This is a genomic window from Streptomyces sp. NPDC089919 (assembly GCF_040684615.1).
GTDB lineage: Bacteria > Actinomycetota > Actinomycetes > Streptomycetales > Streptomycetaceae > Streptomyces.
In genome coordinates this window covers 1-26283 of the sequence record NZ_JBFBGK010000042.1, presented here as the reverse complement: position 1 = coordinate 26283, position 26283 = coordinate 1, and the positions used below count along the sequence as shown (strand labels likewise).

Genomic DNA, 26283 nt, shown 5'->3' with positions numbered 1-26283 from the left:
GAAGAGGTACTCCGTGGCGATCCGTGTCCTGTTGGTGGACGACCAGCCGCTGCTGCGCACCGGCTTCCGGATGATCCTGGAGGCGGAGGGCGACCTGGCGGTGGTGGGTGAGGCCGGCGACGGCCTGCAGGCCCTGGACCAGGTGCGGGCGCTGCAGCCCGACGTGGTGTTGATGGACATCCGGATGCCCCGCATGGACGGGGTGGAGGCGACCCGGCAGATCACCGGTCCGGACCGGTCGGGTCCGGCGAAGGTGCTGGTGCTGACCACCTTCGACCTGGACGAGTACGTGGTCGAGGCGCTGCGGGCGGGGGCCAGCGGCTTCCTGCTGAAGGACGCGCCGGCCACGGAGCTGGTGCAGGCGATCCGGGTGGTGGCGGCCGGCGAGGCGATGCTGGCGCCGAGCATCACCCGGCGGCTGCTGGACAAGTACGCGGGGCACCTGCCGTCGGGCGAGGAGCCGGTGCCGCACTCCCTCGGCACGCTCACGGAGCGGGAGGTCGAGGTGCTGAAGCTGGTGGCGCGGGGCCTGTCGAACGCCGAGATCGCGGCGGACCTGTTCGTGAGCGAGACCACCGTCAAGACCCATGTGGGGCACGTCCTGACGAAGCTGGGGCTGCGGGACCGGGTGCAGGCCGCGGTGTACGCCTACGAGAGCGGGCTGGTGCGGCCGGGCGCCCAGTAGCCGCAGGTCGTGCGGGCTCCCCGGCGGGGTCCGGTACGGAAAAGGGCCGGGCCCGGCGCGTGCGCGCCGGGCCCGGCCTTCTTCCCTGCCCTGGCGGGGGCGGGTCGGCGGGTCAGCCCTTGCTGATCTCCCAGAAGCGGAAGACCGTGGAGGCGTCGAGCGACCACTGGAGCCCGGTGACGTTCTCGCGGGCGACGGCGTACTGCTTGCCCTGCCACAGCGGGAGCATCGGGACGTCCTCGGCCACCATCTCCTGGAGGCGGCCGAAGTCGGCCTCGGTGGCGGTGCGGTCGGCGGTGGCGGAGGTCTTGGGGATGATGGTCCCGGTGATGGTGTCGTTCTTGTAGTGGTTGCCGAGGACGTTGCCCTCGCCGAAGAACGGCTGGGTGAAGTTGTCGGGGTCCGGGTAGTCGGGCACCCAGCCCTTGACGTAGACCCCGTACTTGCCGGCCTTGATGTCCTTCTCGTACTGCTCGAACCCGACGGACTTCATCTCGGCGTCGAACAGCCCGCTGGCGTTGAGCTGCTCGGCGATGGCGCTCATCTCCTGGTCGGTGGCCGGGCCGTAGCGCGACGGGGTGGACCAGAGGGTGAGCTTGACCTTGTCGGTGATGCCGGCCTTGCGCAGGACCTGCTTGGCCTTGGCGGGCTGCGGGCTGCCGCCGTAGAGGTCGAAGAAGGGCGTGCTGTGGGCGCCGATGCCGGAGGGCACGATCGAGTAGAGCGGGGTGGCGGTGCCGGCGAAGACGTCGCGGACCAGCGCCTCGCGGTCGACGAGGTAGGCGATGGCCTTGCGGACGGCCTTCTGGCCGGCGACCTTGTCGTCCAGGTTGAAGACGAGGTGTTCGACCTCGGCCCCGGCGCCCTGGATGACGTCGACGCTCTGGTCGGTGCCGCTGTTCGACTCGAGGCCGGCGATGTCCTTGGCGGCCAGGCCGCGGAAGGCGAAGTCCACGTCGCCGGACTGGAGGGCCGTCTTGAGGGCGGTCTGGTCGTTGTGGAAGAACTTCATCGACATGCCGTCGTTCTTCGCCTTGGCCTCGCCCGAGTAGGCCTTGTTGACGGCGAACTTGGCACCCTTGTCGTCGAAGGACTCCAGGGTGTAGACGCCGGAGCCGACGGCCTTGCCGTCCTTGCGGAGCTTGTCGGCGGGGTACTCGCGGTGGTCGACGATCGACCCCGCGCCCGACGCGATCTTGCTGGGGAAGGTCGCGTCGGGCGTCTTGAGCCGGAAGACGACGGTCTTGTCGTCGGGGGTGTCGATGCCGTCGATGGAGGCGAGCATGACGGCCGGACCGTTGGGGTCGTTGATCTTCAGGGTGCGCTCGAAGGAGAACTTGACGTCCTTCGAGGTGAGGTCGTCCCCGTTGCTGAACTTCAGCCCGGACCGCAGGGTGCAGCGGTAGACCTTGCTGCCGGCCTCGAAGGCGCACTCCCGGGCGGCGTCCGGCTCGGGGGTGGTGCTGCCCTTGGGGAAGCTGAGCAGGGACTGGAAGACGTTGTTGAACAGCAGCCAGGAGCCCGGGTCGTAGCCCGACGCCGGGTCCGTGGCCTGCACGTCGTCCGATATGCCCATGACCACCGACTGGCCGGTGCCCGCGGCGGAGCCTTCGTTCGAACCGCAACCGCTGAGCAGGGCGGCCGCGGTCGCCGCTCCGAGCGGGGCCGCCAACCACTGGTTACGAATCTTCACGCGAACGTGCCTCACTGTCTTGACTGTGCCTCCGGCCTGCGACACCCGCTGCCGGTTTACTGCCGTATCAGCTGCTGACCCCGCGACCGAGCTCCCACAGCTGAAGGTCCGAGATGGAGTTGACGGACCACTCCACGCCGGTGATGCCGTCGCGGGCCGCGACGTACTGCTTGGCCTGCCACAGGGGCAGGACCGGGACGTCCTCGGCGACGATGTCCTGGATCTTGCCGAACGCGTCCGCGGCGTCCGCGCGGTTGCCGGCCCGACGGGACTCGGGGATGAGCTTGCCGCGCACCGTGGAGTTGGCGTACGACGTGCCGAGGAAGTTGTCCTTCTCCAGGAAGGGGCCGATGAAGTTGTCGGCGTCCTGGAAGTCGGGGAACCAGCCGAGGCCGTAGGCCGCGTACTCGCCGCGCTTCTGCGCGGGGCGGTACTTCGCCCACTCCGTGCCCTTGACGGTCACGTCGAACAGCTTGGTGTCGTTGAGCTGGGACTTGAGGGTCTCGAACTCGACCGCGGTGCCGTCGCCGTAGTGGTCGGTGGTGTAGTTCAGCGTCAGCTTGACGGGCGTCTTGATGCCGGCCTCGCGCAGCAGGGCCGCGGCGGTGTCGTGCTTGCCCTCGCCGTACTTGTTGTAGAACGAGTTGACGTGGTTGGCGACGCTGGAGGGGACCAGGGAGTACAGCGGCAGGGCCGCCTTGCCGTAGGCCTTGTTGATCAGCTCGCCGCGGTCGACGACGGCGGCGATGGCCTGGCGCACGGCCTTGTCCTTGACCGGCGCGGCCTCGGTGTTGAAGGCCAGGTAGCGGATCTCCAGGCCGGGCATCGGGACGAGCTTGACGCCCTTCTTCGGGTTGTCCGACAGCTGCTGGATCTGGCCGGGCGAGAGGGTGCGGGACATCATCTGGATGTCGCCGTCCTCGAGGGCCTTGCCCATCGCGGCGGAGTCGTCGAAGGAGCGCAGCTCGACCTTGTCGTTCTGGACCTTCAGGTCGCCGCGGTAGTTCTCGTTCTTCGTGAAGACCGCGCGGACCAGCTTGTTGTCCTTGACCTCGGGCTTCATCGTGTACGGGCCGGAACCGTCGACCTCGAAGCCCGCGCGGAGCTTCTCGGCGTCGTAGTCCTTGCTGTTGACGATGGCCGTGGCCGGGGTGGACAGCTTGTACGGGAAGGTGGCGTCGGGTCCCTTGAGGTGGAACACGATCTGGTCCTCGCCCTTGGTCTCGACGGTGTCGAGGGTGGAGAGCAGGCCGACCGGGCCGTTCTCGTCCTTGATCGCGAGGACGCGGTCGATGGAGAACTTGACGTCCTTGGCGGTGAGCGGGTCGCCGCTGGCGAACTTCAGGCCCGGGCGCAGGGTGCAGCGGTAGCTCTCGCTGCCCTGGTCGGTGAAGCGGCAGTCGGAGGCCGCCTCGGGGACCGGCTGGCCGCCGCCGCGCGGGACGTGCATCAGCGTCTGGAGGGTCTGGCGCAGGATGTTCCAGGCGCCGGCGTCGTACGCGTACGCGGGGTCGAGCGGGGCGGGGGCGTAGTCGGCGGCCTCGAACCGGTCGGTGGTTCCGACGACGATCGCTCCGCCGCCCGCTCCCCCGCCGGTGGCGCTGCCGCAGGCGGCCAGCGCGGGGGTGAGCGAGACGGCTGCGGCCGTCAGCACCAGGGTCTTGCGGTTCATGCTCGAAAATCTCCCTCAACCCGGCACTTAGGTCACTGCGATGGTGAGGGCACTTCGCACAGCCGCCCGTTCGGGGCGGAACGATCGGGCCGGAGTGATGACGATCGGTCCGCGCGGCCCGGCACAGGGGTGTGTGCCAGTCGGCCACGCAAGGGTGCGGCGAAGTGCCCGCGTTGACGATAGTGGCCCCGGGTGGGATGGCTGGAACTGGCCGGACTTGGGATGTAATCGCACCGTGATGAGGGCGTACCGCCTGCGTAGGCCCCGGTCTCCGATGATTCGGTCAGGAGCTGATCAATCGGACACAAAGGAAGGCCCCCGGGGCCCGGAAGGGCCTTTATCGGGGGCATATCAGGTGACAAAGGTCACCTGGGCAACTCGTCGGACAATGATGGAATTTCGGCCTCCGCATCCCCTTGGCGGGGGATGCGGGCGCGATGCCTGCTTCGGGCGGCCGGCCGGGCCGGCCACGGAGTGTCGCCGGTCAGTTGAGCGGGGTGACCAGGGAGCGCAGGAAGGACAGGTCGACGTCCTCCAGGGAGCGCACCACCACCCGGCCGGGGGCGGCTTCGATGACGCCCACGGAGGGCACCGCGACCACCCGGCAGCCGGCCGCCTCGGCGGCGGCCACGCCGGTGGCGGTGTCCTCGATGACGGCGCAGCGGGATGGGTGGGCGCCCAGGGCTCCGGCGGCGTGCAGGTAGGGGTCCGGGTGCGGCTTGGTGCGGGGCACCTCGTCACCGGCGACGCTGAGGGCGAACCGCTCGGGCCCGAGGGAGGCCATGATCTTGTCGATGACCCGGCGGTGCGAGGCGGAGACCAGGGCGGTGGGGATGTTGTTGCGGGCCAGCTCGGCCAGCAGCCGCTCGGCGCCGGGCATCAGCGGCACCGTGTCGGCGATCCGGGCCTCGAAGCGTTCGTTGAGCAGCACGCTGAGCTCGGCGAGGCCGATGTCGGCGCCCGTCTCGCGGATCAGGTAGCCGGCGCTGCGGCTCATCGGGCCGCCGACCACGATCTCGCGCCAGGAGTCGTCGAGGCGGTGGCCGAGCTCGCCGAAGACGTCGACCTCGGCGTCCCACCAGAAGCCCTCGGTGTCGACCAGGGTGCCGTCCATGTCGAGCAGCACCGCCTGCAGCGCCGAACCGTCGGTGGTCCTGGCGAGTGACTGGGGAACCGTACTGGTCATGGGCACGCTCCGGGAGGGACGAGCAGGCCGGTCACCTCTTCCCCGCGGGGCACACACGTGCCCTGGGGAACAGGCGACCGGCCTGTGTGGGACCGACCAGTGTACGTCGGCGGCGACTATCGCGCGTTGAAGTACTTGGCCTCGGGGTGGTGGATCACGATCGCGTCGGTGGACTGCTCCGGGTGGAGCTGGAACTCCTCCGACAGGTGTACCCCGATCCGCTCGGGCTCCAGCAGAGCCGCGATCTTGGCGCGGTCCTCCAGGTCGGGGCAGGCCCCGTAGCCCAGGGAGAACCGGGCGCCGCGGTACTTGAGGTCGAACATGTCCTCGATGCCGGCCGGGTCCTCGGCGCCGAAGCCGAGCTCGGCGCGGACCCGGGCGTGCCAGTACTCGGCCATCGCCTCGGCGAGCTGGACGGACAGTCCGTGCAGCTCCATGTACTCGCGGTAGGCGTCGGCCGCGAAGAGGCGGGCGGTCTCCTCGCCGATCTTCGAGCCGACGGTGACGACCTGCAGGCCGACCACGTCCACCTCGCCGGAGTCCTCCGGGCGGAAGAAGTCCGCCAGGCACAGCCGCCGGCCGCGGCGCTGGCGGGGGAAGGTGAAGCGGGTGCGCTCGGAGCCGTCCTCGTGGAGCAGGATCAGGTCGTCGCCCTTGGACACGCAGGGGAAGTAGCCGTAGACCACGGCCGCTTCGAGGAGGTTGTCGGTGTGCAGCCGGTCCAGCAGGCCGCGCAGCCGGGGCCGGCCCTCGGTCTCGACCAGCTCCTCGTAGGTGGGGCCGCCGGCGCGGGCCTGCTTGAGGCCCCACTGGCCCTTGAACAGGGCGCCCTCGTCGAGCCAGGAGGCGTAGTCCTTGAGGCCGATGCCCTTGATGACCCGGGTGCCCCAGAACGGCGGGGTGGGGATCGGGTTGTCGGTGGAGACGTCGGAGCGGACGGCGCCCTCCGCCGGCTCCTCGACCTGGAGGACGGGAGTGTCCCGCTTGGCGACCCGGCGCTGCTTGAGCTCGGGCAGCGTGGCGCCCGGCACCCCGCGCTTGACGGCGATCAGGGCGTCCATCAGGCGCAGGCCCTCGAAGGCGTCGCGGGCGTAGCGGACTTCGCCCTCGTAGATCTCGTGGAGGTCCTGTTCGACGTACGCCCGGGTGAGGGCGGCGCCGCCGAGGATGACCGGGTAGTCGGCGGCCATCTTGCGCTGGTTGAGCTCTTCCAGGTTCTCCTTCATGATCACGGTCGACTTGACCAGCAGGCCGGACATGCCGATGACGTCGGCCCGGTGCTCCTCGGCGGCTTCGAGGATGGCGGAGACGGGCTGCTTGATGCCCAGGTTGACGACGTTGTAGCCGTTGTTGGAGAGGATGATGTCCACGAGGTTCTTGCCGATGTCGTGGACGTCGCCGCGGACGGTGGCGAGCACGATGGTGCCCTTGCCCTCGGCGTCGGACTTCTCCATGTGCGGCTCGAGGTGGGCCACCGCGGTCTTCATGACCTCGGCGGACTGCAGGACGAACGGCAGCTGCATCTGGCCGGAGCCGAACAGCTCGCCGACCACCTTCATGCCCTCGAGCAGGGTGTCGTTGACGATGTCCAGGGCGGGCCGCTCGGTCAGGGCCTCGTCGAGGTCGGCCTCCAGGCCGTTCTTCTCACCGTCGATGATGCGCCGCTGAAGGCGCTCGTCCAGGGGCAGCGCGAGCAGTTCCTCGGCCCGGCCGGCCTTGAGGGACTTGGTGTTGACGCCCTCGAAGAGCTCCATGAGCTTCTGCAGCGGGTCGTAGCCCTCGGCGCGCCGGTCGTAGACCAGGTCGAGGGCGACCTGGACCTGCTCGTCGTCGAAGCGGGCGATCGGCAGGATCTTGGAGGCGTGCACGATGGCGGAGTCCAGGCCCGCCTTGACGCACTCGTCGAGGAAGACGGAGTTCAGCAGGATCCGGGCGGCCGGGTTGAGGCCGAAGGAGATGTTGGACAGGCCCAGGGTGGTCTGCACGTCGGGGTGGCGGCGCTTGAGCTCGCGGATCGCCTCGATGGTGGCGATGCCGTCGCCGCGGGACTCCTCCTGGCCGGTGCAGATGGTGAAGGTCAGGGTGTCGATGAGGATGTCCGACTCGCGGATGCCCCAGTTGCCGGTCAGGTCGTCGATCAGCCGCTCGGCGACGGCGACCTTGTGCTCGACGGTGCGGGCCTGGCCCTCCTCGTCGATGGTGAGGGCGATCAGGGCCGCGCCGTGCTCCTGGGCCAGCCGGGTGACCTGGGCGAAGCGGGACTCGGGGCCGTCGCCGTCCTCGTAGTTCACCGAGTTGATGACGGCCCGGCCGCCGAGCTTCTCCAGGCCGGCGCGGATGACGCCGACCTCGGTGGAGTCCAGGACGATGGGCAGGGTGGAGGCGGTGGCGAAGCGGCCGGCCAGCTCCTCCATGTCGGCGACGCCGTCGCGGCCGACGTAGTCCACGCACAGGTCGAGCATGTGCGCGCCCTCGCGGATCTGGTCGCGGGCCATCTCCACGCAGTCGTCCCAGCGGGCTTCGAGCATGGCCTCGCGGAACTTCTTGGAGCCGTTGGCGTTCGTGCGCTCGCCGATCGCCATGTACGAGGTGTCCTGGCGGAAGGGCACGGTCTGGTAGAGGGAGGAGGCGCCGGGCTCGGGGCGGATGTCCCGGGCGCCGGGGGCCAGGCCCCGGACCCGCTCGACGACCTGGCGCAGGTGCTCGGGGGTGGAGCCGCAGCAGCCGCCGATCAGCGACAGGCCGTACTCGCGGACGAAGGTCTCCTGGGCGTCGGCGAGCTCGGCCGGGGTCAGCGGGTAGTGGGCGCCGTCCTTGCCGAGGACGGGCAGGCCGGCGTTGGGCATGCAGGAGAGGGGGATGCGCGAGTTGCGGGCGAGGTAGCGCAGGTGCTCGCTCATCTCGGCCGGGCCGGTGGCGCAGTTCAGGCCGATCATGTCGATGCCGAGCGGTTCGAGCGAGGTCAGCGCGGCGCCGATCTCGGAGCCGAGGAGCATGGTGCCGGTGGTCTCGACCGTGACCGAGCAGATGACCGGGACGTTCACGCCGAGCGCGTCGAGGGCGCGCCGGGCGGCGATGACCGAGGACTTGGTCTGCAGGAGGTCCTGGGTGGTCTCGATGAGCAGCGCGTCGGCGCCGCCGGCGATCAGGCCCTCGGCGTTGGCCTGGTAGGCGTCGCGGATGGTGGCGTAGTCGATGTGGCCCAGGGTGGGCAGCTTGGTGCCGGGGCCGATGGAGCCGAGGACCCAGCGCTGGGCGCCGGTGGCGGCGGTGTACTCGTCGGCGACCTCGCGGGCGATCCGCGCGCCGGCCTCGGACAGCTCGTGGACGCGCTCGGGGATGTCGTACTCCCCCAGGGCGCTGTGGTTGGCACCGAAGGTGTTGGTCTCGACGCAGTCCACGCCCACCGAGAAGTACGCCTCGTGGACGGAGCGCACGATGTCGGGGCGGGTGACGTTCAGGATCTCGTTGCAGCCTTCGAGGTTCTGGAAGTCCTCGAGCGTGGGGTCCTGCGCCTGCAGCATGGTGCCCATGGCACCGTCGGCCACGACCACGCGGGCGGCCAGCGCCTCACGGAGGGCGTCGGCCCGGGTCTGGGTGTCTGCGGGCGGGTTCGGCAACGAGGCCATGGTTGTGCTCCCTGTGTGCGACGGCTGTCGGCTTTACACCCTTCTGACAAGGGTGTACGCGGTCAGGGTAACCGCGCATCCCACTCCCCGGTGCGGCCGTCCCACAGGGCGGACGGCATCCTGTGCGCGGGGGGTGGCCTGTTCGACTCGCTCTTGACAGACTTCCCCACAGCACACCAGGTCGGCATCGACCGATAGTGTTCGTCATTGTCGAACCGCATGAGTAGCTGCTTTCAGGAGGCCGTCGATGGCACGGAACATCCAGTCGCTCGAAAGAGCCGCTGCGATGCTGCGACTGCTGGCGGGTGGTGAGAGACGGCTGGGCCTGTCGGACGTCGCCGGGGCCCTGGGACTCGCCAAGGGCACCGCCCACGGCATCCTGCGCACCCTCCAGGCGGAGGGCTTCGTGGAGCAGGACCCGGCCTCGGGCCGCTACCAGCTGGGCGCGGAGCTGCTGCGCCTGGGCAACAGCTACCTCGACGTGCACGAGCTGCGGGCCCGCGCCCTGGTGTGGACCGACGACCTGGCCCGGGCCAGCGGCGAGAGCGTGTACGTCGGCGTCCTGCACAAGCAGGGGGTGCTGATCATGCACCACGTGTTCCGCCCGGACGACAGCCGTCAGGTGCTGGAGGTGGGGGCCATGCAGCCGCTGCACTGCACCGCGCTGGGCAAGGTCCTCTCGGCGTACGACCCGGTGGCGCACAGCGAGGCCGTGGAGGCGGAGCGGGAGGCCTTCACGGCCCGGACCGTGACCGACCTGGCCGGTTTCGAGGCCGTGCTGGACCTGACCCGGGCCCGCGGCTGGGCCTCGGACGTCGAGGAGACCTGGGAGGGCATCGCCTCGGTGGCGGCGCCCATCCACGACCGGCGCCGGATGCCGGTGGGCGCGGTGGCGATCGCGGGCGCCGTGGAGCGGGTCTGCACGGAGGCCGGGGAGCTGCGCCCGGACCTGGTGGCGGCGGTGCGCGACACCGCGCGCTCGGTCTCCCGGGACCTGGGCGCCGGCCGCTTCTGATCCCGTACGGGTGAAACGGGCGTGACGCCGGGGGCGTCACGCCCCGTCGGCGTGTCCGGATTTCGTACGTTTGGCCGATCGTACCGAGTGGTAACGATCCGGCATTCGGCATCGCCGAACTCTTGACGCAGTCTTCACACCGGCGGAAAACTGCCGTTCATCGGTCGGCATTGTCGAACACCTACCGGCAAACGCGTTAGGGTGTGACAGAGCCAAGGGCCGAAAACGCACTCACCGAGTGCGCGGAGGGACCGGACGGGACCGGCCTTCCGCTCACCCCCTGGACGTAGGACAAAGGAGTCGCGGGTGTCCAGCTCCGACATCTTCATCGGCGAGACCATCGGTACCGCCCTGCTCACCCTGCTCGGCGGCGGCGTCTGCGCCGCGCTGACGCTCAAGAGCTCCAAGGCGCGCGGCGCGGGCTGGCTCGCCATCACCTTCGGCTGGGGCTTCGCGGTGCTGATCGCCGCGTACGTCTCCGCCCCGCTCTCCGGCGCGCACCTCAACCCCGCCGTGACCGTCGGCATCGCCATCAAGGACGGCGACTGGAGCAACGTCGGCACGTACCTGGCCGGCCAGCTCCTCGGCGCCATGATCGGCTCCGTCCTGATGTGGATCACGTACTACGGCCAGTTCCGGGCCCACCTGACCGACCCGGAGCTCGGGGCGGACCTGAGCCAGCCGGCCGGCCCGGTGCTCGGGATCTTCTCGACCGGCCCCGAGATCCGCAACGTGGTGCAGAACCTCGCCACCGAGATCATCGGCACCGCCGTCCTGGTCCTCGCGATCCTCACCCAGGGCCTGCAGGACGGCGGCAAGGGCCTCGGCGTGATCGGCGTCCTCATCACCTCCTTCGTGGTGGTCGGCATCGGCCTCTCCCTGGGCGGCCCGACCGGTTACGCCATCAACCCGGTGCGCGACCTCGGCCCCCGCATCGTCCACGCGATCCTGCCGCTCCCCAACAAGGGCGGCTCGGACTGGGGATACTCCTGGATCCCGGTGGTCGGCCCGCTCGTCGGTGCCGCCGTCGCCGGTGGTCTGTACAAGATCGCGTTCGTCTGATTCGTCTGACCAGCAACCGCAACCGCACCTGCTGCACGAACCACTTTCGCCTCCCTCTTACGACCTGCCAGGAGCAGACACCATGACCAGCAGCTCGCACGGCGCCGGCCCCTTCATCGCGGCGATCGACCAGGGCACCACCTCCTCCCGCTGCATCGTCTTCGACCGCGACGGCCGCATCGTCTCCGTGGACCAGAAGGAGCACGAGCAGATCTTCCCGAAGCCGGGCTGGGTCGAGCACGACGCGACCGAGATCTGGGCGAACGTCCAGGAGGTCGTCGCCGGGGCCATCGACAAGGCCGGCATCACCTCCGCCGACGTCAAGGCCGTCGGCATCACCAACCAGCGCGAGACCACCGTGATGTGGGACAAGAACACCGGCGAGCCGGTGCACAACGCGCTGGTCTGGCAGGACACCCGCACCGACGGCCTGTGCAAGGAGCTCGGCCGCAACGTCGGCCAGGACCGCTTCCGCCGTGAGACCGGCCTGCCGCTGGCCTCGTACTTCTCGGGCCCCAAGGTCCGCTGGCTGCTCGACAACGTCGAGGGCCTGCGCGAGCGCGCCGAGGCCGGCGACATCCTCTTCGGCACCATGGACAGCTGGGTCATCTGGAACCTCACCGGTGGTGTCGACGGCGGCCGGCACGTCACCGACGTCACCAACGCCTCCCGCACCCTCCTGATGAACCTGCACGAGCTGGCGTGGGACGAGCGCATCCTGCAGTCCATCGAGATCCCGGCGGCCGTGCTGCCCGAGATCCGCTCCTCCGCCGAGGTCTACGGCGAGGTCAAGGACGGCGTGCTGGCCGGTGTCCCGGTCGCCTCCGCGCTCGGCGACCAGCAGGCCGCGCTCTTCGGCCAGACCTGCTTCGCCGAGGGCGAGGCCAAGTCCACGTACGGCACCGGCACGTTCATGCTGATGAACACCGGCGACAAGATCATCAACTCCTACAGCGGCCTGCTGACCACGGTCGGCTACCAGATCGGCGACGCCAAGCCGGTCTACGCCCTGGAGGGCTCCATCGCCGTCACCGGCTCGCTCGTCCAGTGGATGCGCGACCAGATGGGCATGATCAAGACCGCGGCCGAGATCGAGACCCTGGCCTCCTCGGTCGAGGACAACGGCGGCGCCTACTTCGTGCCGGCCTTCTCCGGCCTGTTCGCCCCGTACTGGCGCTCCGACGCCCGCGGTGTGATCGCCGGCCTCACCCGCTACGTCACCAAGGCGCACATCGCCCGTGCCGTGCTCGAGGCCACCGCCTGGCAGACCCGCGAGATCACCGACGCCATGACCAAGGACTCCGGCGTCGAGCTGGCGGCCCTCAAGGTCGATGGCGGTATGACCTCCAACAACCTGCTGATGCAGACGCTCTCGGACTTCCTGGACGCCCCCGTGGTGCGCCCGATGGTCGCCGAGACCACCTGCCTCGGCGCCGCCTACGCCGCCGGCCTGGCCGTCGGCTTCTGGCCCGACACGGACGCGCTGCGCGCGAACTGGCGCCGGGCCGCCGAGTGGACCCCGCGGATGCCCGCCGACCAGCGGGACCGCGAGTACAAGAGCTGGCTCAAGGCCGTCGAGCGGACCATGGGCTGGATCGACGAGGACGACGACAACAGCTGAGACCGCCCTCAGCCGTTGACGCACCGCTGAGAGCTGACGAGGAGTACGAGATGAGCAGCCTGCAGAGCGCCCCCGCACTGGGGACGCACCCGACCGCCGGTTCGAACGCGAGCCGCGCCGAGACCCGTGACCAGCTGGCCAAGGCCACCTACGACCTGCTGGTCGTGGGCGGCGGCATCCTGGGCACCTCGGTGGCCTGGCACGCCGCGCAGTCGGGTCTGCGGGTCGCCATGGTGGACGCCGGCGACTTCGCCGGCGCCACCTCCTCCGCCTCCTCCAAGCTGGTCCACGGCGGTCTGCGCTACCTGCAGACCGGCGCGGTCAAGCTGGTCGCGGAGAACCACCACGAGCGCCGGGTGCTGGCCAAGGACGTGGCCCCGCACCTGGTCAACCCGCTCACCTTCTACCTGCCGGTCTACAAGGGCGGCCCGGTGGGAGCGGCCAAGCTGGGCGCGGGCGTCTTCGCCTACTCCGCCCTCTCGGCCTTCGGCGACGGCATGGGCAAGGTCATATCCCCGGCCCGTGCCGCCGCCGACAACCCCGGCCTCAAGACGGACAACCTCAAGGCCGTCGCGGTCTACTACGACCACCAGATGAACGACTCCCGGGTCGCCGTCATGACGGTCCGCGCCGCCGTCGAGTCGGGCGCGGTCGTCCTCAACCACGCCGAGGTCACCGGCCTGCGGATGACCCAGGGCCGGGTCTCCGGCGCCGAGCTCAAGGACCGCCTGGACGGCACCGAGTTCGGCATCGACGCCCGCGTCGTGCTCAACGCCACCGGCCCGTGGGTGGACCACCTGCGGCGTCTGGAAGACAAGCACGCGCTGCCGTCGATCCGCCTGTCCAAGGGCGCGCACATCGTCATGAAGCGCAAGTCGCCGTGGAAGGCCGCCATGGCCACCCCGATCGACAAGTACCGCATCACCTTCGCCCTCCCGTGGGAGGACCAGCTGCTGCTCGGCACCACCGACACGCAGTACGAGGGCGACCCGGCGGACGTGCGGGCCACCGAGGCGGACATCCAGCAGATCCTCGACGAGGCCGCCTTCTCCATCAAGGACGCCGACCTCGACCGCTCCCTGATGACCTACGCCTTCGCCGGCCTGCGGGTGCTGCCCGGCGGCCCCGGCGACGTCTCCCAGGCCAAGCGCGAGACGGTCGTCACCGAGGGCAAGGCCGGCATGCTGTCCGTGGCCGGCGGCAAGTGGACCACCTACCGGCACATCGGCCGGGTGGTCATGGACAAGCTGGCGAAGCTGCCCGGCAGCCCGCTGACCGAGGACATGGAGCCGGTCAAGTCCCTGGTGCGCCGGGTGCCGCTGCCCGGAGTCGCCAACCCGAACGCGGTCGCGCACCGGCTGCTGGTGGACCGCGAGCCGGGCATGCGGATGGACCCGCTCACCGCCCGCCACCTGGCCTCCCACTACGGCTCGCTGGCCTTCGACATCGCCCGCCTGGTCAACGAGGACCCGGCGCTCGGCGAGCGGATCCACGAGGACGGCCCGGAGATCTGGGCGCAGGTCGCCTACGCCCGTGACTTCGAGTGGGCGCAGACCGTGGACGACGTGCTGCGCCGCCGCACCACCGTGACCGTCCGCGGCCTGGACGACGAGGCCGTCCGCGGCCGGGTCGAGGAGATGCTGCGCGACAAGGCGTGAGTGTGACGGAAGGGGCGGTCTCCGGCCGGGCGGTGCCCGGAGCGGGGCCGCCCCTTCCGCATGCCGCGGCACCCGCCGGCCGATCTTCCGGCCGCGGACACGCATGGAAATCCCCTGTGGCGAGCAGGCCTTGAAGGGTCTGCTGGAGCGGGGACCCACCCCGTAGGCTGACCCCCGTACACAAGGGAACTTCGGAAGGAGACCTGGGTGATCGAGCTTGAGGGCGTGCCCGAGCTGATCGACCCGGTCATGGTGGCCGCGTTCGAGGGCTGGAACGACGCGGGTGACGCCGCCTCCGGTGCGGTGGCGCACCTGGACCGGGAGTGGAAGGGCGAGGTCTTCGCGGCCCTCGACGCCGAGGACTACTACGACTTCCAGGTCAACCGCCCCACCGTCTGGCTGGACGGCGGCGTACGCAAGATCACCTGGCCGACGACCCGGCTGTCGGTGGTCCGGATCGGCGGGACCAAACCGCGCGACCTGGTGCTGGTGCGCGGGATCGAGCCGTCCATGCGGTGGCGGTCCTTCTGCAACGAACTCCTCGGCTTCGCCCACGAGCTGGGCGTCGAGATGGTGGTCATCCTGGGCGCCCTGCTGGGCGACACCCCGCACACCCGGCCGGTGCCGGTCAGCGGCGTGACCTCCGACCCGGACCTGGCGCGCACCATGGACCTGGAGGAGACCCGGTACGAGGGTCCCACCGGGATCGTCGGGGTGCTCCAGGAGGCCTGCACGCACGCCGGGGTGCCGGCGGTGTCCCTGTGGGCCGCGGTGCCGCACTACGTCTCCCAGCCGCCGAACCCGAAGGCGACGCTGGCGCTGCTGAACCGCCTCGAGGACCTGATCGACCTGCGGATCCCGCTGGGCGAGCTGCCGGAGGACGCGCGGGCCTGGCAGCTGGGCGTGGACCAACTGGCCGCCGAGGACAGCGAGGTGGCGGAGTACGTCCAGACGCTGGAGGAGGCCCGGGACACGGCCGATCTGCCGGAGGCCTCGGGCGAGGCGATCGCGCGCGAGTTCGAACGCTACCTCCGTCGGCGGGACGGGGGCCCTGCGGGGCACGCCACGGAGTCGGGCGACGCGGCGTACCTCCGTGACCTGACGGCGGGCCGGACCTGGCCCCGGCCGACCCCGACCGACCCACCGGCCGACCCGGCCGAGGGCTCCGCCGAGGCCCCCTCGGCGCCCGAGGACTCCCCGTCGGACGCGACGCCCGACGGCCCGCCGGATCCGCCCGCGGGCGACGACCCGGAGCCGGGCCCCGAGGCCTGAGCGTGCCGCGGTGGGGGCACGGGGGCGCCGCCCCCGGACCCCCGCGCCTCAATCGCCGGCGGGGCTGGAATGTGCTGCGCACATCCAGCCCGCCCGGCGATTGAGGGCACCGGCGCGCAGCGGCGGTACGGGGTCCGGGGCGGAGCCCCGGTTTCGGGATGGGGGTCCCCCCGGACGGAGTCTGGGGGAGGGCGGGGAGGGGACGGCTCCGCGCAGCGGCAACCCGGACCGCGCCCCCGCCACCCGTCGGCTCCGGCCCGGGAACGGGGACACCCCCCGCGGAGGACCGCGGGGGGTGTCAGGGAGACGGAGGGGTCAGAGGGCTACACCCAGGAGGGCGTCGGCGGTCCGGGAGACCAGCCCGGGGGCAGAGGCGTCGGCGCCGCCGTCGGAGGCCTGGAGGGCGACCCAGCGGTCGATCGCGGCGAGGGCCGCCGGCGCGTCGAGGTCGTCGGACAGGGCCGCCCGCACCTCCTCGACCAGCGCGTCGGCCGAGGGCCCGTCCGGCCAGGACACGGCGGCGCGCCAGCGCCCGAGCCGGGCCACGGCCTCTTCCAGGACGGAGTCGGTCCACTCCCAGTCGGAGCGGTAGTGGTGCGCCAGCAGGGCCAGGCGGATCGCCGCCGGGTCCACCCCCGCACGCCGCAGCGCCGAGACGAAGACCAGGTTGCCCTTGGACTTCGACATCTTCTCGCCGTGCAGCGCCACCATGCCGGCGTGCACGTACGCCTTGGCCATGGGGAACTCGCCGGTCAGCACCTGCGCGTGCGAGGCGCCCATCTCGTGGTGCGGGAAGGCCAGGTCGGAGCCGCCGCCCTGGATGTCGAAGCCCATGCCCAGGTGGTCCAGGGCGATGGCCACGCACTCAATGTGCCAGCCGGGCCGGCCGCGGCCCAGCGAGCCGCCGTCCCAGCTCGGCTCGCCCTCGCGGGCGGCCATCCACAGCATCGGGTCGAGCGGGTTCTTCTTGCCCGGGCGGTCCGGGTCGCCGCCGCGCTCCGCGGACAGCAGCCGCATCGCCTCGGCGTCCAGGTTGGAGACCCCGCCGAAGTGCGGGTCGGCCTCGACGGAGAAGTAGACGTCGCCCTCGAGCTCGTACGCGGCACCCGCGTCCCGGAGCCGTTCGACCAGCGGGACGATCCCGGGTATGGCCTCGACGGCGCCGATGTAGTGCTGCGGCGGGAGCATCCGCAGGGCGGTCATGTCCTCGCGGAAGAGCGCGGTCTCGCGCTCGGCGAGTTCGGTCCAGTCGTGTCCGTCGCGCTCCGCCCGCTCCAGCAGGGGATCGTCGACGTCGGTGACGTTCTGGACGTAGTGGACCTGCCGCTTGGTGTCGAGCCACACGCGCTGCACGAGGTCGAACGCGTTGTAGGTCGCCGCGTGACCCATGTGGGTCGCGTCGTACGGGGTGATGCCGCAGACGTAGATACGGGCGACGGGACCGGGGTCGAGGGTGATCTTCCCCTGGGTCGCGGTGTCGTGGATCTGGAGGTCGCGGCCCTTGCCGGGCAGGGCGGGAACCTCAGAAGCGGGCCAGGCATGCATGTCTTGAGCCTAACCGGACGGATGTTCCGTCACCGAACCGGACCGGCAGGGTTGGCTTGATCCACACCCTTGTATCTTGGCCGGTTCTATGCGTGCCGGGCCGCGGCCGCACTCACACCGGCGGCCACGGGATCGCAGGCCAGCTGCCGCTCGGCGCCGGGTGCCGGCCGTCGGCGAGCAACTGCGCCACCCGCTGCCGTACCGCCGCCAGCTCGGCGGTGGTGATCAGTTCGGCCAGCCGGGTGGCGAGCGGGCTCCCGTCGGCCAGTTCTCCGCCGAGCCTGTGCAGGACGTCCAGCGCCTCGTCGGTGAGCGGTTCCCCGGCCCACCCCCACAGGAGCGTCCGCAGCTTGTCCTCGGTGTTGAAGGTCACGCCGTGGTCGATGCCGTACAGGCCGCCGCCGGGGCCCGGGAGCAGGTGGCCGCCCTTGCGGTCGCCGTTGTTGATCACCGCGTCGAGGACGGCCAGCCGGCGCAGCCGGGGGTCGTCGGCGTGCACGAGCAGGGCGGTGCGGCCCTCGCCCACCTCGGCGAAGCCCACCGCCTTCCAGCCCTCGCCGGCCTCCTCGCCCTCGACCAGGGCCAGCAGCGAGGCCTCGGGGGCCGCCTCGTCCGCCTCGATCCACTGCTGGACCATGCCCTCGCCGTAGGGGCCCTCGCGCAGCACGGTGGGCGGCACCAGCCCCCAGCCGGTGGCCTCGGAGAGCAGGTACGCGGCGACCTCGCGGCGGGCCAGGTTGCCGTCGGGGAAGTCCCACAGGGGCCGCTCCCCCGCCACCGGCTTGTAGACGCAGGCGGCCGTGACGCCCTCGTGGGCGACGTCGCACAGCAGCACCGCGTTGGACGCCTCGCGGATCCGGCCCCGGACGGTCAGCTCGCCTCGGGCGAGCAGTTCCTCCATGGCCGTGCGCTGCCCCGGATCCTGGGTCTCCATGCCGGACATCCCCGCTCCCCCGCTCACGCGCCGCGCCGGTAGCCGTTCTGGCGGGGGCAGACGTGGCCCTCCGGGTCCAGCGGCAGGCTGCACAGCGGGCACGGTGGCCGGCCCGCGTTGACCACGTCCAGGGCGCGCTTGGCGAAGGCCCGGGCCTGGGCGCCGGTGAGCCGCACCCGCAGCATCGGCGGGCCGTTCTCCTCGTCCTGGAGCAGCCGCTCCTCGGCCTCGGCCAGGTCCTCGTCGGAGTCGGCGTCGAGCTCCACCAGGGCCTGCGCCTCGACGATCATGCGCTGTTCCTCGCCGTCCCAGGCCAGGGCCATGGTGCCGACGCGGAACTCCTCGTCGACCGGGACGTCCAGCGGCGCCGTGTCGGCCGCCTCGGCGGGGGCGACGGCCGGGACCGGGGCGTTGCCCCCGGTGCGGCGCACGACCTCGTCGAGGAGTTCGTCCATCCGCTCGGCCAGCGCGGCGACCTGGGTCTTCTCCAGGGAGACGCTGGTGACCCGGGGGCCGGAGGAGGCCTGGAGGAAGAACGTCCGGCGTCCGGGCAGCCCGACCGTGCCGGCCACGAAGCGGTCCGGCGGGTCGTAGAGGAACACCTGACGGGGCACGTCCAGTCTCCGTAAGTCTCGGTCGGCCCGGCCGGGTGCGCCCCGGAGCGGGGACGGCGCGGGTGCAGGGCGGTTGCGGCTCCATCCACCCTACTGCGCCAAAGGATCAGCCCGCGCCCGCGGCACCGCCCACGACGGCGTTCCCGTCGTCGCCGGTGGCCTCGGGGGCCTTCTCCCGCGGGGCGAAGCCGGCGAGGTCGCCGGTGTCGCCCAGGCGCAGGAGGTACGGCCGGGTCGCGGTGTAGCGGATCACGGTGACCGAGCAGGGTTCGACGGAGATCCGCTGGAAGAGGTCCAGGTGCAGGCCGAGGGCGTCCGCGACAAGGGACTTGATGATGTCCCCGTGCGAGCACATGACGTACGACGCGTCCGGTCCGTGGTCGGCGTCGATCCGGGCGTTCCAGTCCCGGACCGCGGCCACCGCGCGGTCCTGCATCTGGCGCATGGACTCGCCGCCGGGGAAGGCGGCGCCGGAGGGGTACTGCTGCACGACCTTCATCAAGGGTTCATCGGCCAGTTCGGAGAGCTTGCGGCCGGACCAGTCGCCGTAGTCGCACTCCCCGATCCGGTCCTCGGCGTGCAGTTCCAGTCCGGGGCGGGCGGCCAGCAGCGGCGCCAGGGTCTCCCGGCAGCGCTGCAGGGGGCTGGAGACGGCGGCGGCCAGCGGCAGGCCGGCCAGCCGGCCGGGCAGCGCCCCGGCCTGTGCGGCGCCGCGCTCGTCGAGGGCGATGCCGGGGGTCAACCCGGCGAGCACGCCCGCGGTGTTCGCCGTGGAGCGTCCGTGCCGGACCAGGAAGAGGGTTGCCATGGCCCCCAGCGTAGGCGCTGACGTGCGGCCCGGGCGGGGTCGGGGGAGAATGCCCCCCGTGATTGTGGACAGTGCGATTTACCGTGACGGCCGCCGGACGGCGGGGCCCGAGGACCTCTCGGACGCCCTCGACGAGGCCCGGGCCACCGGCGACGCCTTCCTGTGGGTGGGGATGTACGAGCCCACGGAGAAGGAGTTCGAGCACGTCCGCAGCGAGTTCGGCCTGCACCCGCTGGCCGTGGAGGACGCGCTGACCGCGCACCAGCGGCCCAAGTTGGAGGTCTACGACGACTCGCTCTTCGTGGTGCTCAAGCCGGTGGTCTACGACGACGACCTGGACACGGTCACCACGGGCGAGCTGATGGTGTTCATCGGCGACTCGTTCGTCGTGACCGTGCGGCACGGCACCGGCGGCGCGCTGGCCGAGGTGCGGACCCGGCTGGAGCAGGACCCGAAGGTGCTCAAGCACGGTCCGACGGCCGTGCTGTACGCGGTGAGCGACGCGGTGGTGGACCACTACATCGACGTGGCCGCCGAACTCCAGGCGGACCTGGAGGAGCTGGAGGCCGAGGTCTTCGCCCCGGACGGCGGGGACATGAAGAACACCGCCTCCCGGATCTACAACTTCAAGCGCCAGGTGCTGGAGTTCCGCCGGGCCACCGCCCCGCTGATGCTGCCGATGAGCCGGCTGGCCGCGCCCGGGGTGCCCTTCGTCCACGACCAGGCGCAGCCGTTCTTCCGGGACGTGGCCGACCACCTGACCAAGGCCAACGAGTACGTCGAGGGGCTGGACCGGCTGCTGTCGGACGCCCTGTCGGCACACCTGGCGCAGATGGGCGTGCGGCAGAACGACGACATGCGGAAGATCTCCGCGTGGGCGGCCATGGCGGCGGTCCCGACCATGGTGGCCGGCATCTACGGGATGAACTTCGAGCACATGCCGGAGCTGGGGACCCGCTACGGCTACGAAGTGGTGCTGGTCCTGATGGCGCTGATCGTGTGGGGGCTGCACCGGCTGTTCAAGCGGCGCGGCTGGCTCTGAGCCGGTACCGGCCGGGCCCGGGTCAGGCGTACTCGGCCGCGGCGGCCAGCGGGCCGCCCAGCGCGTTGCGCCGCTCGGGCATGCGCAGGCCGACCGCCCGGTGCCAGCCGGCCAGCCGCTCGTACCCGTACACGCCCCTGATGCCGGCGGCCAGCACGGCGGACTTGGCGGCGGGCCACTGGAGGATGCGGCCCATGTGCTCCATGACGGCGAGGCTGACGTCCCGGTAGACCGCGATCTCGGCGAGGGCGCTCTCGCGCAGGATCCGGGCGATGGTGCGGCCGTGCCCCTCGCGGTTGAGGCGCAGCAGCTCCTCGTGGCAGTAGGCGAGGTGGTTGTCCTCGTCGTTGCTGATCATGCGGATGGCCCGGCCGACCTCGGGGTGGTCGCCGAAGTGGGTGCGGAGCATGACCATCTGGTCGGCGGCCCGCTGCTCGGTGACCCGGCTGTGGGCGAGGTAGACGACGATGTCCTGCTCGGTGAGGCGTTCCTCGGCGCGCAGCTTGCTGTGGGCCAGGCCGATGCCGGCCCGTTCGAGGAGCATCGTGTAGTCGGTCTCGGGCGGCACCGGTACGGGGTCCAGGCCGCGCTTGCGCATCAGCTGGTGGAAGATCCGGCCGTGCTTGTCCTCGTCCGCGCCGTGCCGGGTGATCTTGGGCGCCAGGTCTGCCATCGCGGGCGGCACCAGGGCCGCGATCCGGCCGTTCTCCCAGCCGCCCTGGGACTCGCCGCTGGCCGCGATGGAGCAGAACAGCCGGTAGGAGTCGTCGTTGTCGAGGATCTCCTGGAACAGGCTTCGGGCCGAGAGCATCACTGCCACCTCTTCTCCGCGGACCCCCGGACACAAAGTCAAAGCCCGATGGGATACCCGGGCAACAGGGGCGGCGGCCGGACTCGGCCGAACGAAGGACGGGGGGCACACAGGAGCGGACCGCCCGGCCGTAACCGGCCGGGCGGCGCGGGCGTTGTTGCGGTGACGGCCGTGGCGGGGAAGACCCCCGAGCCCCCACCACGGCCGGGGGCTCGCGAACCGCCCGGCCCGGGTCACCCCGGGCCGGGCGCGTGGGTGTCCGGGGTCAGGCCAGACCGGCCAGCTCCAGCGCCTCGGTGCCGGCCCGCAGGGCGGCGATCCGCTCGTCCAGGCCGAAGCCGGCGGGCGCCAGCGTCAGCGTGGTCACCCCGGCCGCCGCGTAGGCCTTCATGCCGTCCGCGATCCGCTCGACGGTGCCGAGCAGCGTGGTGGAGTCGATCAGCTGGTGCGGGACGGCCGCGGCGGCGCCCTGCTTGTCGCCGGCCAGGTACTTGTCCTGGATCTCGGCGGCCTCCTTCTCGTACCCCATGCGCTGGGCGAGCTGGTTGTAGAAGTTCTGCTTGCGGCTGCCCATGCCGCCGACGTACAGGGCGGTGTACGGGCGGAAGGTGTCGGCCAGCGCGGCGACGTCCTCGCCGAGGGCCAGCGGCACGGTCGGGCAGACGTCGAAGCCGTCCATGGTGAGCCCGGCCTTCTCGCGGCCCGCGCGGATGTGCCGCAGGGCGGTCTCCTCGAGATGGGCGGCGGAGGGGAAGATCAGCAGGGCGCCGTCGGCGATCTCGCCGGTCTGCTCGAGGTTCTTGGGGCCGATGGCGGCGATGTAGAGCGGGATGCGGTCGCGCTCGGGGTGCACGGTCAGCTTGATGGCCTTGCCGGGGCCGCCGGGCAGCGGCAGCGTCCAGTGCTCGCCCTCGTAGGACAGGCGCTCGCGGGTCATGGCCTTGCGGACGATCTCGACGTACTCGCGGGTGCGGGCGAGCGGCTTGTCGAACTTGACGCCGTACCAGCCCTCGGAGACCTGGGGGCCCGAGACGCCGAGGCCGAGCCGGAAGCGGCCCTTGGTGAGGGAGTCGAGGGTGGCGGCCGTCATGGCGGTCATCGCCGGCTGGCGGGCCGGGATCTGGAGGATGGCGGAGCCGACGTCGATCCGCTCGGTCTGGGCGGCGACCCAGGACAGGACGGTCGGGGCGTCCGAGCCGTAGGCCTCCGCGGCCCAGCACACGTCGTAGCCGAGGCGGTCGGCCTCCTGGGCGACGGCGAGGTTGTCGGCGTCCATGCCAGCGCCCCAGTAGCCGAGATTGATGCCGAGCCGCATACCCGTACCCCTTACCGATCAGTAACGTCTGGTGCGGGGACTGTAGCGCGGGTCTGACCGATCCGTCAGGGCCCTTAGTAGTCTCAGCGCTCATGGAGCAGAGGCAACTCGGCCGTACGGGCCTTCGGGTGTCCCGGATCGGCCTCGGCACCCTCATGTGGGGGACGCCCGGGGGCACGTCCGAGCACGAGGCCGCCGAGCAGTTGAAGACGTTCTGGGAGGCGGGCGGCACGCTCGTCGACACGGCGGACGTCTACGGCGGCGGCGAGGCGGAGTACCTGCTCGGGCAGTTGACCGGCGGGCTGGTGCCGCGCCGGGACCTGGTGATCGCCACGAAGGCCGGGGGCGTGCCCGATCCGGAGCGCCGCTGCGACGGCTCGCGCGGGCACCTGCTGGCGGCCCTGGACGCCTCGCTGGCCCGGCTGGGCACCGACTACGTGGACCTGTGGCAGCTGCACGCCTTCGACCCGTGGACGCCCCTGGAGGAGACACTGGGCGCGCTGGACTTGGCGGTGACCAGCGGCCGGGCGCGGTACGTCGGCGTCTCCGACCTGTCCGGCTGGCAGTTGGCGAAGGCGGCCACCTGGCAGCTGGCGGCGCCGGGCACGCGGATGCGGCTGGCGAGCACGCAGATGGAGTACTCGCTGCTGCAGCGCGGGGTGGAGCGGGAGGTGCTGCCGGCCGCGCTGGACCTGGGCGTGGGGCTGCTGCCGTCCTCGCCGCTGGGGCGGGGCGTCCTGACGGGCAAGTACCGCGGGGCCGTCCCGCCCGACTCGCGGGGTGCCTCGGAGCAGTTCGCCCCCTTTGTCGCACCGTACCTGGACGAGCCGGCCGGGCGCATCGTGGGCGCCGTGGCGACCGCGGCGCACGGGCTGGCCGTGACCCCGCTCCAGGTGGCGCTCGCCTGGGTCCGGGACCGCCCCGGGGTCGCCGCGCCGGTGGTCGGCGCGCGCACCGCGCAGCAGCTCGCGGAGGCCCTGTCAGTGGAGGCCCTTAGTCTTCCCGAGGAGATCTGCCAGGCCCTGGACGACGTCTCGGCGCCTGTGCACCGCTATCCCGACCAGGACTGGAGCACGCTGTGAGCACGGACCCGGCCCCCCCGCCGGCAGACACGGAAGCCGCGCCGCCCGCCGCCGCCCCGGGCGCGGAGCCGCCCGCCCTGTCCGGCGAAGCCGCGGCGGAAGCGGAGCCGTCCGACCCGGGCGCGGAACCGGCCGACCCGTCCGGCGAAGCCGGGGCGGACGGCGAGGCCGGTGAGGCCGGGAAGCGGACCGAGGCTGAGGCGGAGCTCGCGGCACAGAAGGTGGAGCGCGAGCGCATCGCCCGCCGCAAGGCGGAGCGCGCCGCCCCCATCGACGCCGGCGCCAAACTCAGCGGCACCGCCGCCGACCTGATGGCCGCGGTCCGCGCCGTGGAGAGCGGCAAGGCACCCGCCTCCGCCTTCGCCGGACCACCGCCGGCCCCCCGCCGCACCGCCCCCGCCCCGGCTCCGGAGCCCCGCCGGCCGGCCCCGGCCGCCGCCCCCGCGGCCGTCCCGGCCGAGGTGGTGGCCGCCGTACGCGCCGTACTCGCGCAGGGCGGAGCCCCCGAGGCCCTGGCCCCGGCCGCCGCCGAAGCCCTCGGCGAGGGCGCCGCGGAGGCCCTGCGCCAGGACCCCTGGCAGCTGCTCGCCGTGCCCGGCGTACGCCCGACGCAGGCGGACGGCTTCGCCCGCGCCCTGCTCGGCGCCGACTGCGGCCCGGACGACGCCCGCCGGGCGCCGGCCCTCGTCGGCTGGCTGCTGGCGCAGGCCGCCCTCAAGGGCCACACCGCCCTGGACCAGCCGGTCCTCGTACAGGCGCTGGCCCAGCAGTCCGTACCCGATCCGGAGCGGGCCCTGGAGCAGGCCGTGGCCGAGGGCGTGGTCCTCGTCTTCCAGGAGCCGCTCGGCGACCCGGTCCCCCAGCCGGAGGACGCCGAGGAGGAAGCGGAGCAGCCGGTCCGGGTGCTCTTCGGGCTGGAGGAGCACGCCCTGGCCGAGGAGAGCCTGGCCGACGGCCTGGGCCGGCTGATCAGCACCTTCGGCAAGGACGGCGCCCCGCTCGACGAGGCCGGCTGGGAGCGGGCGGCCGGGGCGGCCCCGGGCCCCTCCGCCGCCGAGCTGATCCGGGCCGTCGCCGGGCACGGCCTGGTGACCCACACCGGCGGCGAGGCCGCCCGCGCCGAACCGGCCGCCCTGCTGGCCGCCGCCCGCGCCCTGGGGCTGCGGGCCGTCGCCGCCGCGCACACCGCCGGCGGCCGGGACCGCTTCGCCGCGGCCCTGGCCGGCACCGGCACGGAGCCGGCCGCCGGAGCCGCCGTCACCGTCGCCGGCCTGCTGGCCGGCACCGAGGGCCCCGGCCGGGACGCCGAGGGCGCCTGGGCCCTGGACCTGCTGGTGGTCCTGGACGCCCCGCAGCTCGACGTGGAGGCCGCCGCGGCCCTGGTCGAGTCCGTCCCCGACGGCGCCCGGCTGGTCCTCAGCGGCGACCCCGGCGTCCTCGGCTCCGCGGGGCCGGGCCGGGTCTTCGCCGACCTGCTGGCCGCCCGGGTCTGCCCCCAGGTCGCCTCCCGCACGCCCGACCCCGGGCCGCTGGGCGAGCTGGTCTCCGGCATCGGGATCGGCGAGCTGACGCAGGTGGACGCCCCGGGCAAGGAGGTCGTGATCGTCCCGGTCCGGGACGCCGGCGAGGCCGTGCACCGCACGGTCCAGCTGGTCGCGGAGTCCGTGCCGCGCGCCTTCGGCGTGCCGGCCGAGGAGGTACGGGTGATCACCCCGGGCCACGGCGGCTCGGCGGGCACCCGCGCCCTCAACGCCGCCCTCAAGGAACGCCTCAACCCGGGCCCGGGCCGCTTCGGCGGCTTCGACCCCGGCGACCGGGTCGTGTACGTCCCGGCCCCGGGCCGCGCCGTGCCCGGCCGGGTCCGCTCCGCCGACGCGGCCGGGCTGCACCTGGAGTGCGGGCCGGAGCGGGTGGTCGTACCGAAGGAGCAGGTCGAGTCCGCGGTGCGGCACGGCTGGGCGGTCACCGCGCACCAGGCGGTGGGCGACCGGTGGCCGGCCGTGGTCGCGGTCCTGCCGGGTGACGCGGCCGGGGCGCTGTCCCGGGACTGGGTCTACACGGCCTTCGGCCGGGCCGAGCGGCACCTGTCCGTGGTGCACGGGATGGACCAGGGGCTGGCTCGGGCCGTGGCGGAGGTGCTGCCGCGGGGGCGTACCACGCGTCTTGGGGCCCTGCTGAAGTCCCTCGTGGCCGCGGCCGCCGAATAGGCCCTGCGCGGGCTGTCTCCGCCCGTGCCGTGCCCGTGCCGGTGGCCGGGGCCCTGCCTCGGCGCTGTGGCGCCCCGCCCTGGGCCCGGGCGGCCCGGGGTGTGCGCCTGGGCCTCGCGCGGGGCCCGGGAGGCCCGGGTACCTGGGCCTCCCGGGGGGGGCGAGGCGGGTGGGGGCGGCTCGGTGCCGCGGCTGGGCGGGTGGGGGTGGGGGTGGCCGCTGCGCGGAGCGGTTCCCCTACCCGCCCTCCCCCAGACTCCGTCCGGGGGGACCCCCATCCCGAAACCGTGGGCTCCGCCCCCGGACCCCCGTTGCCCGGGCGCTGCGCGCCGGGCCTTTCGGGGCTCCGCCCCGGACCCCGCGCCTCAAACGCCGGCGAGGCTGGGGGGATGTACGCGTGCCCAGGCCGTCCGTGGTGTGTGGGGTAGCCCC

Annotated in this window: 19 protein-coding genes; 9 read left to right on the top strand and 10 right to left on the bottom strand. The window is 72.4% G+C overall.

Annotation, left to right across the window (positions count from 1 at the left end; all coding sequences use genetic code 11):
• Positions 1-13 precede the first annotated feature (13 nt).
• On the top strand, positions 14-685 hold the full coding sequence (locus AB0O40_RS18645; RefSeq protein WP_365042338.1) for a response regulator transcription factor: 672 nt from the start codon (positions 14-16) through the stop codon (positions 683-685).
• A 112-nt stretch (positions 686-797) separates the two neighbouring features.
• Here AB0O40_RS18645 and AB0O40_RS18640 read toward each other — a convergent pair whose 3' ends face one another.
• The 4 genes from AB0O40_RS18640 to metH form a co-directional block, all read right to left on the bottom strand.
• Positions 798-2378 carry an ABC transporter substrate-binding protein gene (locus AB0O40_RS18640; RefSeq protein WP_365042335.1) on the bottom strand — a complete coding sequence of 527 codons (1581 nt, stop codon included), beginning with the start codon at positions 2376-2378 and terminating at the stop codon, positions 798-800.
• A 67-nt stretch (positions 2379-2445) separates the two neighbouring features.
• Positions 2446-4050, bottom strand: a complete 1605-nt coding sequence (locus AB0O40_RS18635; RefSeq protein WP_365042332.1) for an ABC transporter substrate-binding protein — start codon at positions 4048-4050, stop codon at positions 2446-2448.
• Positions 4051-4534: 484 nt separating this feature from the next.
• Positions 4535-5236, bottom strand: coding sequence for an HAD family phosphatase (locus tag AB0O40_RS18630; protein WP_365042329.1), 702 nt, complete (start codon positions 5234-5236; stop codon positions 4535-4537).
• A 116-nt stretch (positions 5237-5352) separates the two neighbouring features.
• The gene (metH, locus tag AB0O40_RS18625; protein WP_365042326.1) at positions 5353-8865 is read right to left on the bottom strand and encodes a methionine synthase; all 3513 of its coding nucleotides are present in this window, start codon (positions 8863-8865) and stop codon (positions 5353-5355) included.
• A 247-nt stretch (positions 8866-9112) separates the two neighbouring features.
• Between metH and AB0O40_RS18620 the strand changes: the two genes are divergently transcribed.
• From AB0O40_RS18620 to AB0O40_RS18600, 5 genes are all read left to right on the top strand, one after another.
• Complete coding sequence (locus AB0O40_RS18620) at positions 9113-9880, top strand: IclR family transcriptional regulator (RefSeq protein ID WP_365042323.1); 768 nt, start codon at positions 9113-9115, stop codon at positions 9878-9880.
• A 306-nt stretch (positions 9881-10186) separates the two neighbouring features.
• On the top strand, positions 10187-10942 hold the full coding sequence (locus AB0O40_RS18615) for an MIP/aquaporin family protein (RefSeq protein ID WP_365042320.1): 756 nt from the start codon (positions 10187-10189) through the stop codon (positions 10940-10942).
• 82 nt (positions 10943-11024) lie between these two features.
• Complete coding sequence (gene glpK, locus AB0O40_RS18610) at positions 11025-12563, top strand: glycerol kinase GlpK (protein WP_365042317.1); 1539 nt, start codon at positions 11025-11027, stop codon at positions 12561-12563.
• Between the two features lie 50 nt (positions 12564-12613).
• Complete coding sequence (locus AB0O40_RS18605; RefSeq protein ID WP_365042314.1) at positions 12614-14221, top strand: glycerol-3-phosphate dehydrogenase/oxidase; 1608 nt, start codon at positions 12614-12616, stop codon at positions 14219-14221.
• Positions 14222-14428: 207 nt separating this feature from the next.
• Positions 14429-15493: a PAC2 family protein gene (locus AB0O40_RS18600; protein WP_365042311.1), complete on the top strand. Its 1065-nt coding sequence runs from the start codon at positions 14429-14431 to the stop codon at positions 15491-15493.
• 315 nt (positions 15494-15808) lie between these two features.
• Here the strand turns inward: AB0O40_RS18600 and mshC are convergent, their stop codons facing one another.
• The 4 genes from mshC to AB0O40_RS18580 all read right to left on the bottom strand — a co-directional run bounded on the left by mshC (position 15809) and on the right by AB0O40_RS18580 (position 19394).
• Positions 15809-17038, bottom strand: coding sequence for a cysteine--1-D-myo-inosityl 2-amino-2-deoxy-alpha-D-glucopyranoside ligase (mshC, locus tag AB0O40_RS18595; RefSeq protein WP_365042308.1), 1230 nt, complete (start codon positions 17036-17038; stop codon positions 15809-15811).
• A gap of 112 nt (positions 17039-17150) precedes the next feature.
• Positions 17151-17972: an SCO1664 family protein gene (locus AB0O40_RS18590; RefSeq protein ID WP_365042305.1), complete on the bottom strand. Its 822-nt coding sequence runs from the start codon at positions 17970-17972 to the stop codon at positions 17151-17153.
• Between the two features lie 23 nt (positions 17973-17995).
• Entirely contained in the window at positions 17996-18586 is a 591-nt protein-coding gene (locus tag AB0O40_RS18585) for a DUF3090 domain-containing protein (RefSeq protein ID WP_365042302.1), read from the bottom strand.
• A gap of 106 nt (positions 18587-18692) precedes the next feature.
• On the bottom strand, positions 18693-19394 hold the full coding sequence (locus AB0O40_RS18580) for a histidine phosphatase family protein (RefSeq protein WP_365042299.1): 702 nt from the start codon (positions 19392-19394) through the stop codon (positions 18693-18695).
• Positions 19395-19443: 49 nt separating this feature from the next.
• On the opposite strand from AB0O40_RS18580, the gene corA reads away from it, so the two are divergent.
• Complete coding sequence (gene corA, locus AB0O40_RS18575; RefSeq protein WP_365042296.1) at positions 19444-20436, top strand: magnesium/cobalt transporter CorA; 993 nt, start codon at positions 19444-19446, stop codon at positions 20434-20436.
• Positions 20437-20458: 22 nt separating this feature from the next.
• Here corA and AB0O40_RS18570 read toward each other — a convergent pair whose 3' ends face one another.
• Positions 20459-21247, bottom strand: coding sequence for a ferritin-like domain-containing protein (locus AB0O40_RS18570; protein WP_365042293.1), 789 nt, complete (start codon positions 21245-21247; stop codon positions 20459-20461).
• Between the two features lie 265 nt (positions 21248-21512).
• On the bottom strand, positions 21513-22562 hold the full coding sequence (locus AB0O40_RS18565) for an LLM class F420-dependent oxidoreductase (protein WP_365042290.1): 1050 nt from the start codon (positions 22560-22562) through the stop codon (positions 21513-21515).
• Positions 22563-22654: 92 nt separating this feature from the next.
• Between AB0O40_RS18565 and AB0O40_RS18560 the strand changes: the two genes are divergently transcribed.
• Both AB0O40_RS18560 and AB0O40_RS18555 read left to right on the top strand, forming a co-directional pair.
• The gene (locus AB0O40_RS18560; protein WP_365042287.1) at positions 22655-23644 is read left to right on the top strand and encodes an aldo/keto reductase; all 990 of its coding nucleotides are present in this window, start codon (positions 22655-22657) and stop codon (positions 23642-23644) included.
• On the top strand, positions 23641-25851 hold the full coding sequence (locus AB0O40_RS18555) for a helix-hairpin-helix domain-containing protein (RefSeq protein ID WP_365042284.1): 2211 nt from the start codon (positions 23641-23643) through the stop codon (positions 25849-25851). Before AB0O40_RS18560 ends, AB0O40_RS18555 begins: the two co-directional genes overlap by 4 nt.
• Positions 25852-26283: the final 432 nt, after the last annotated feature.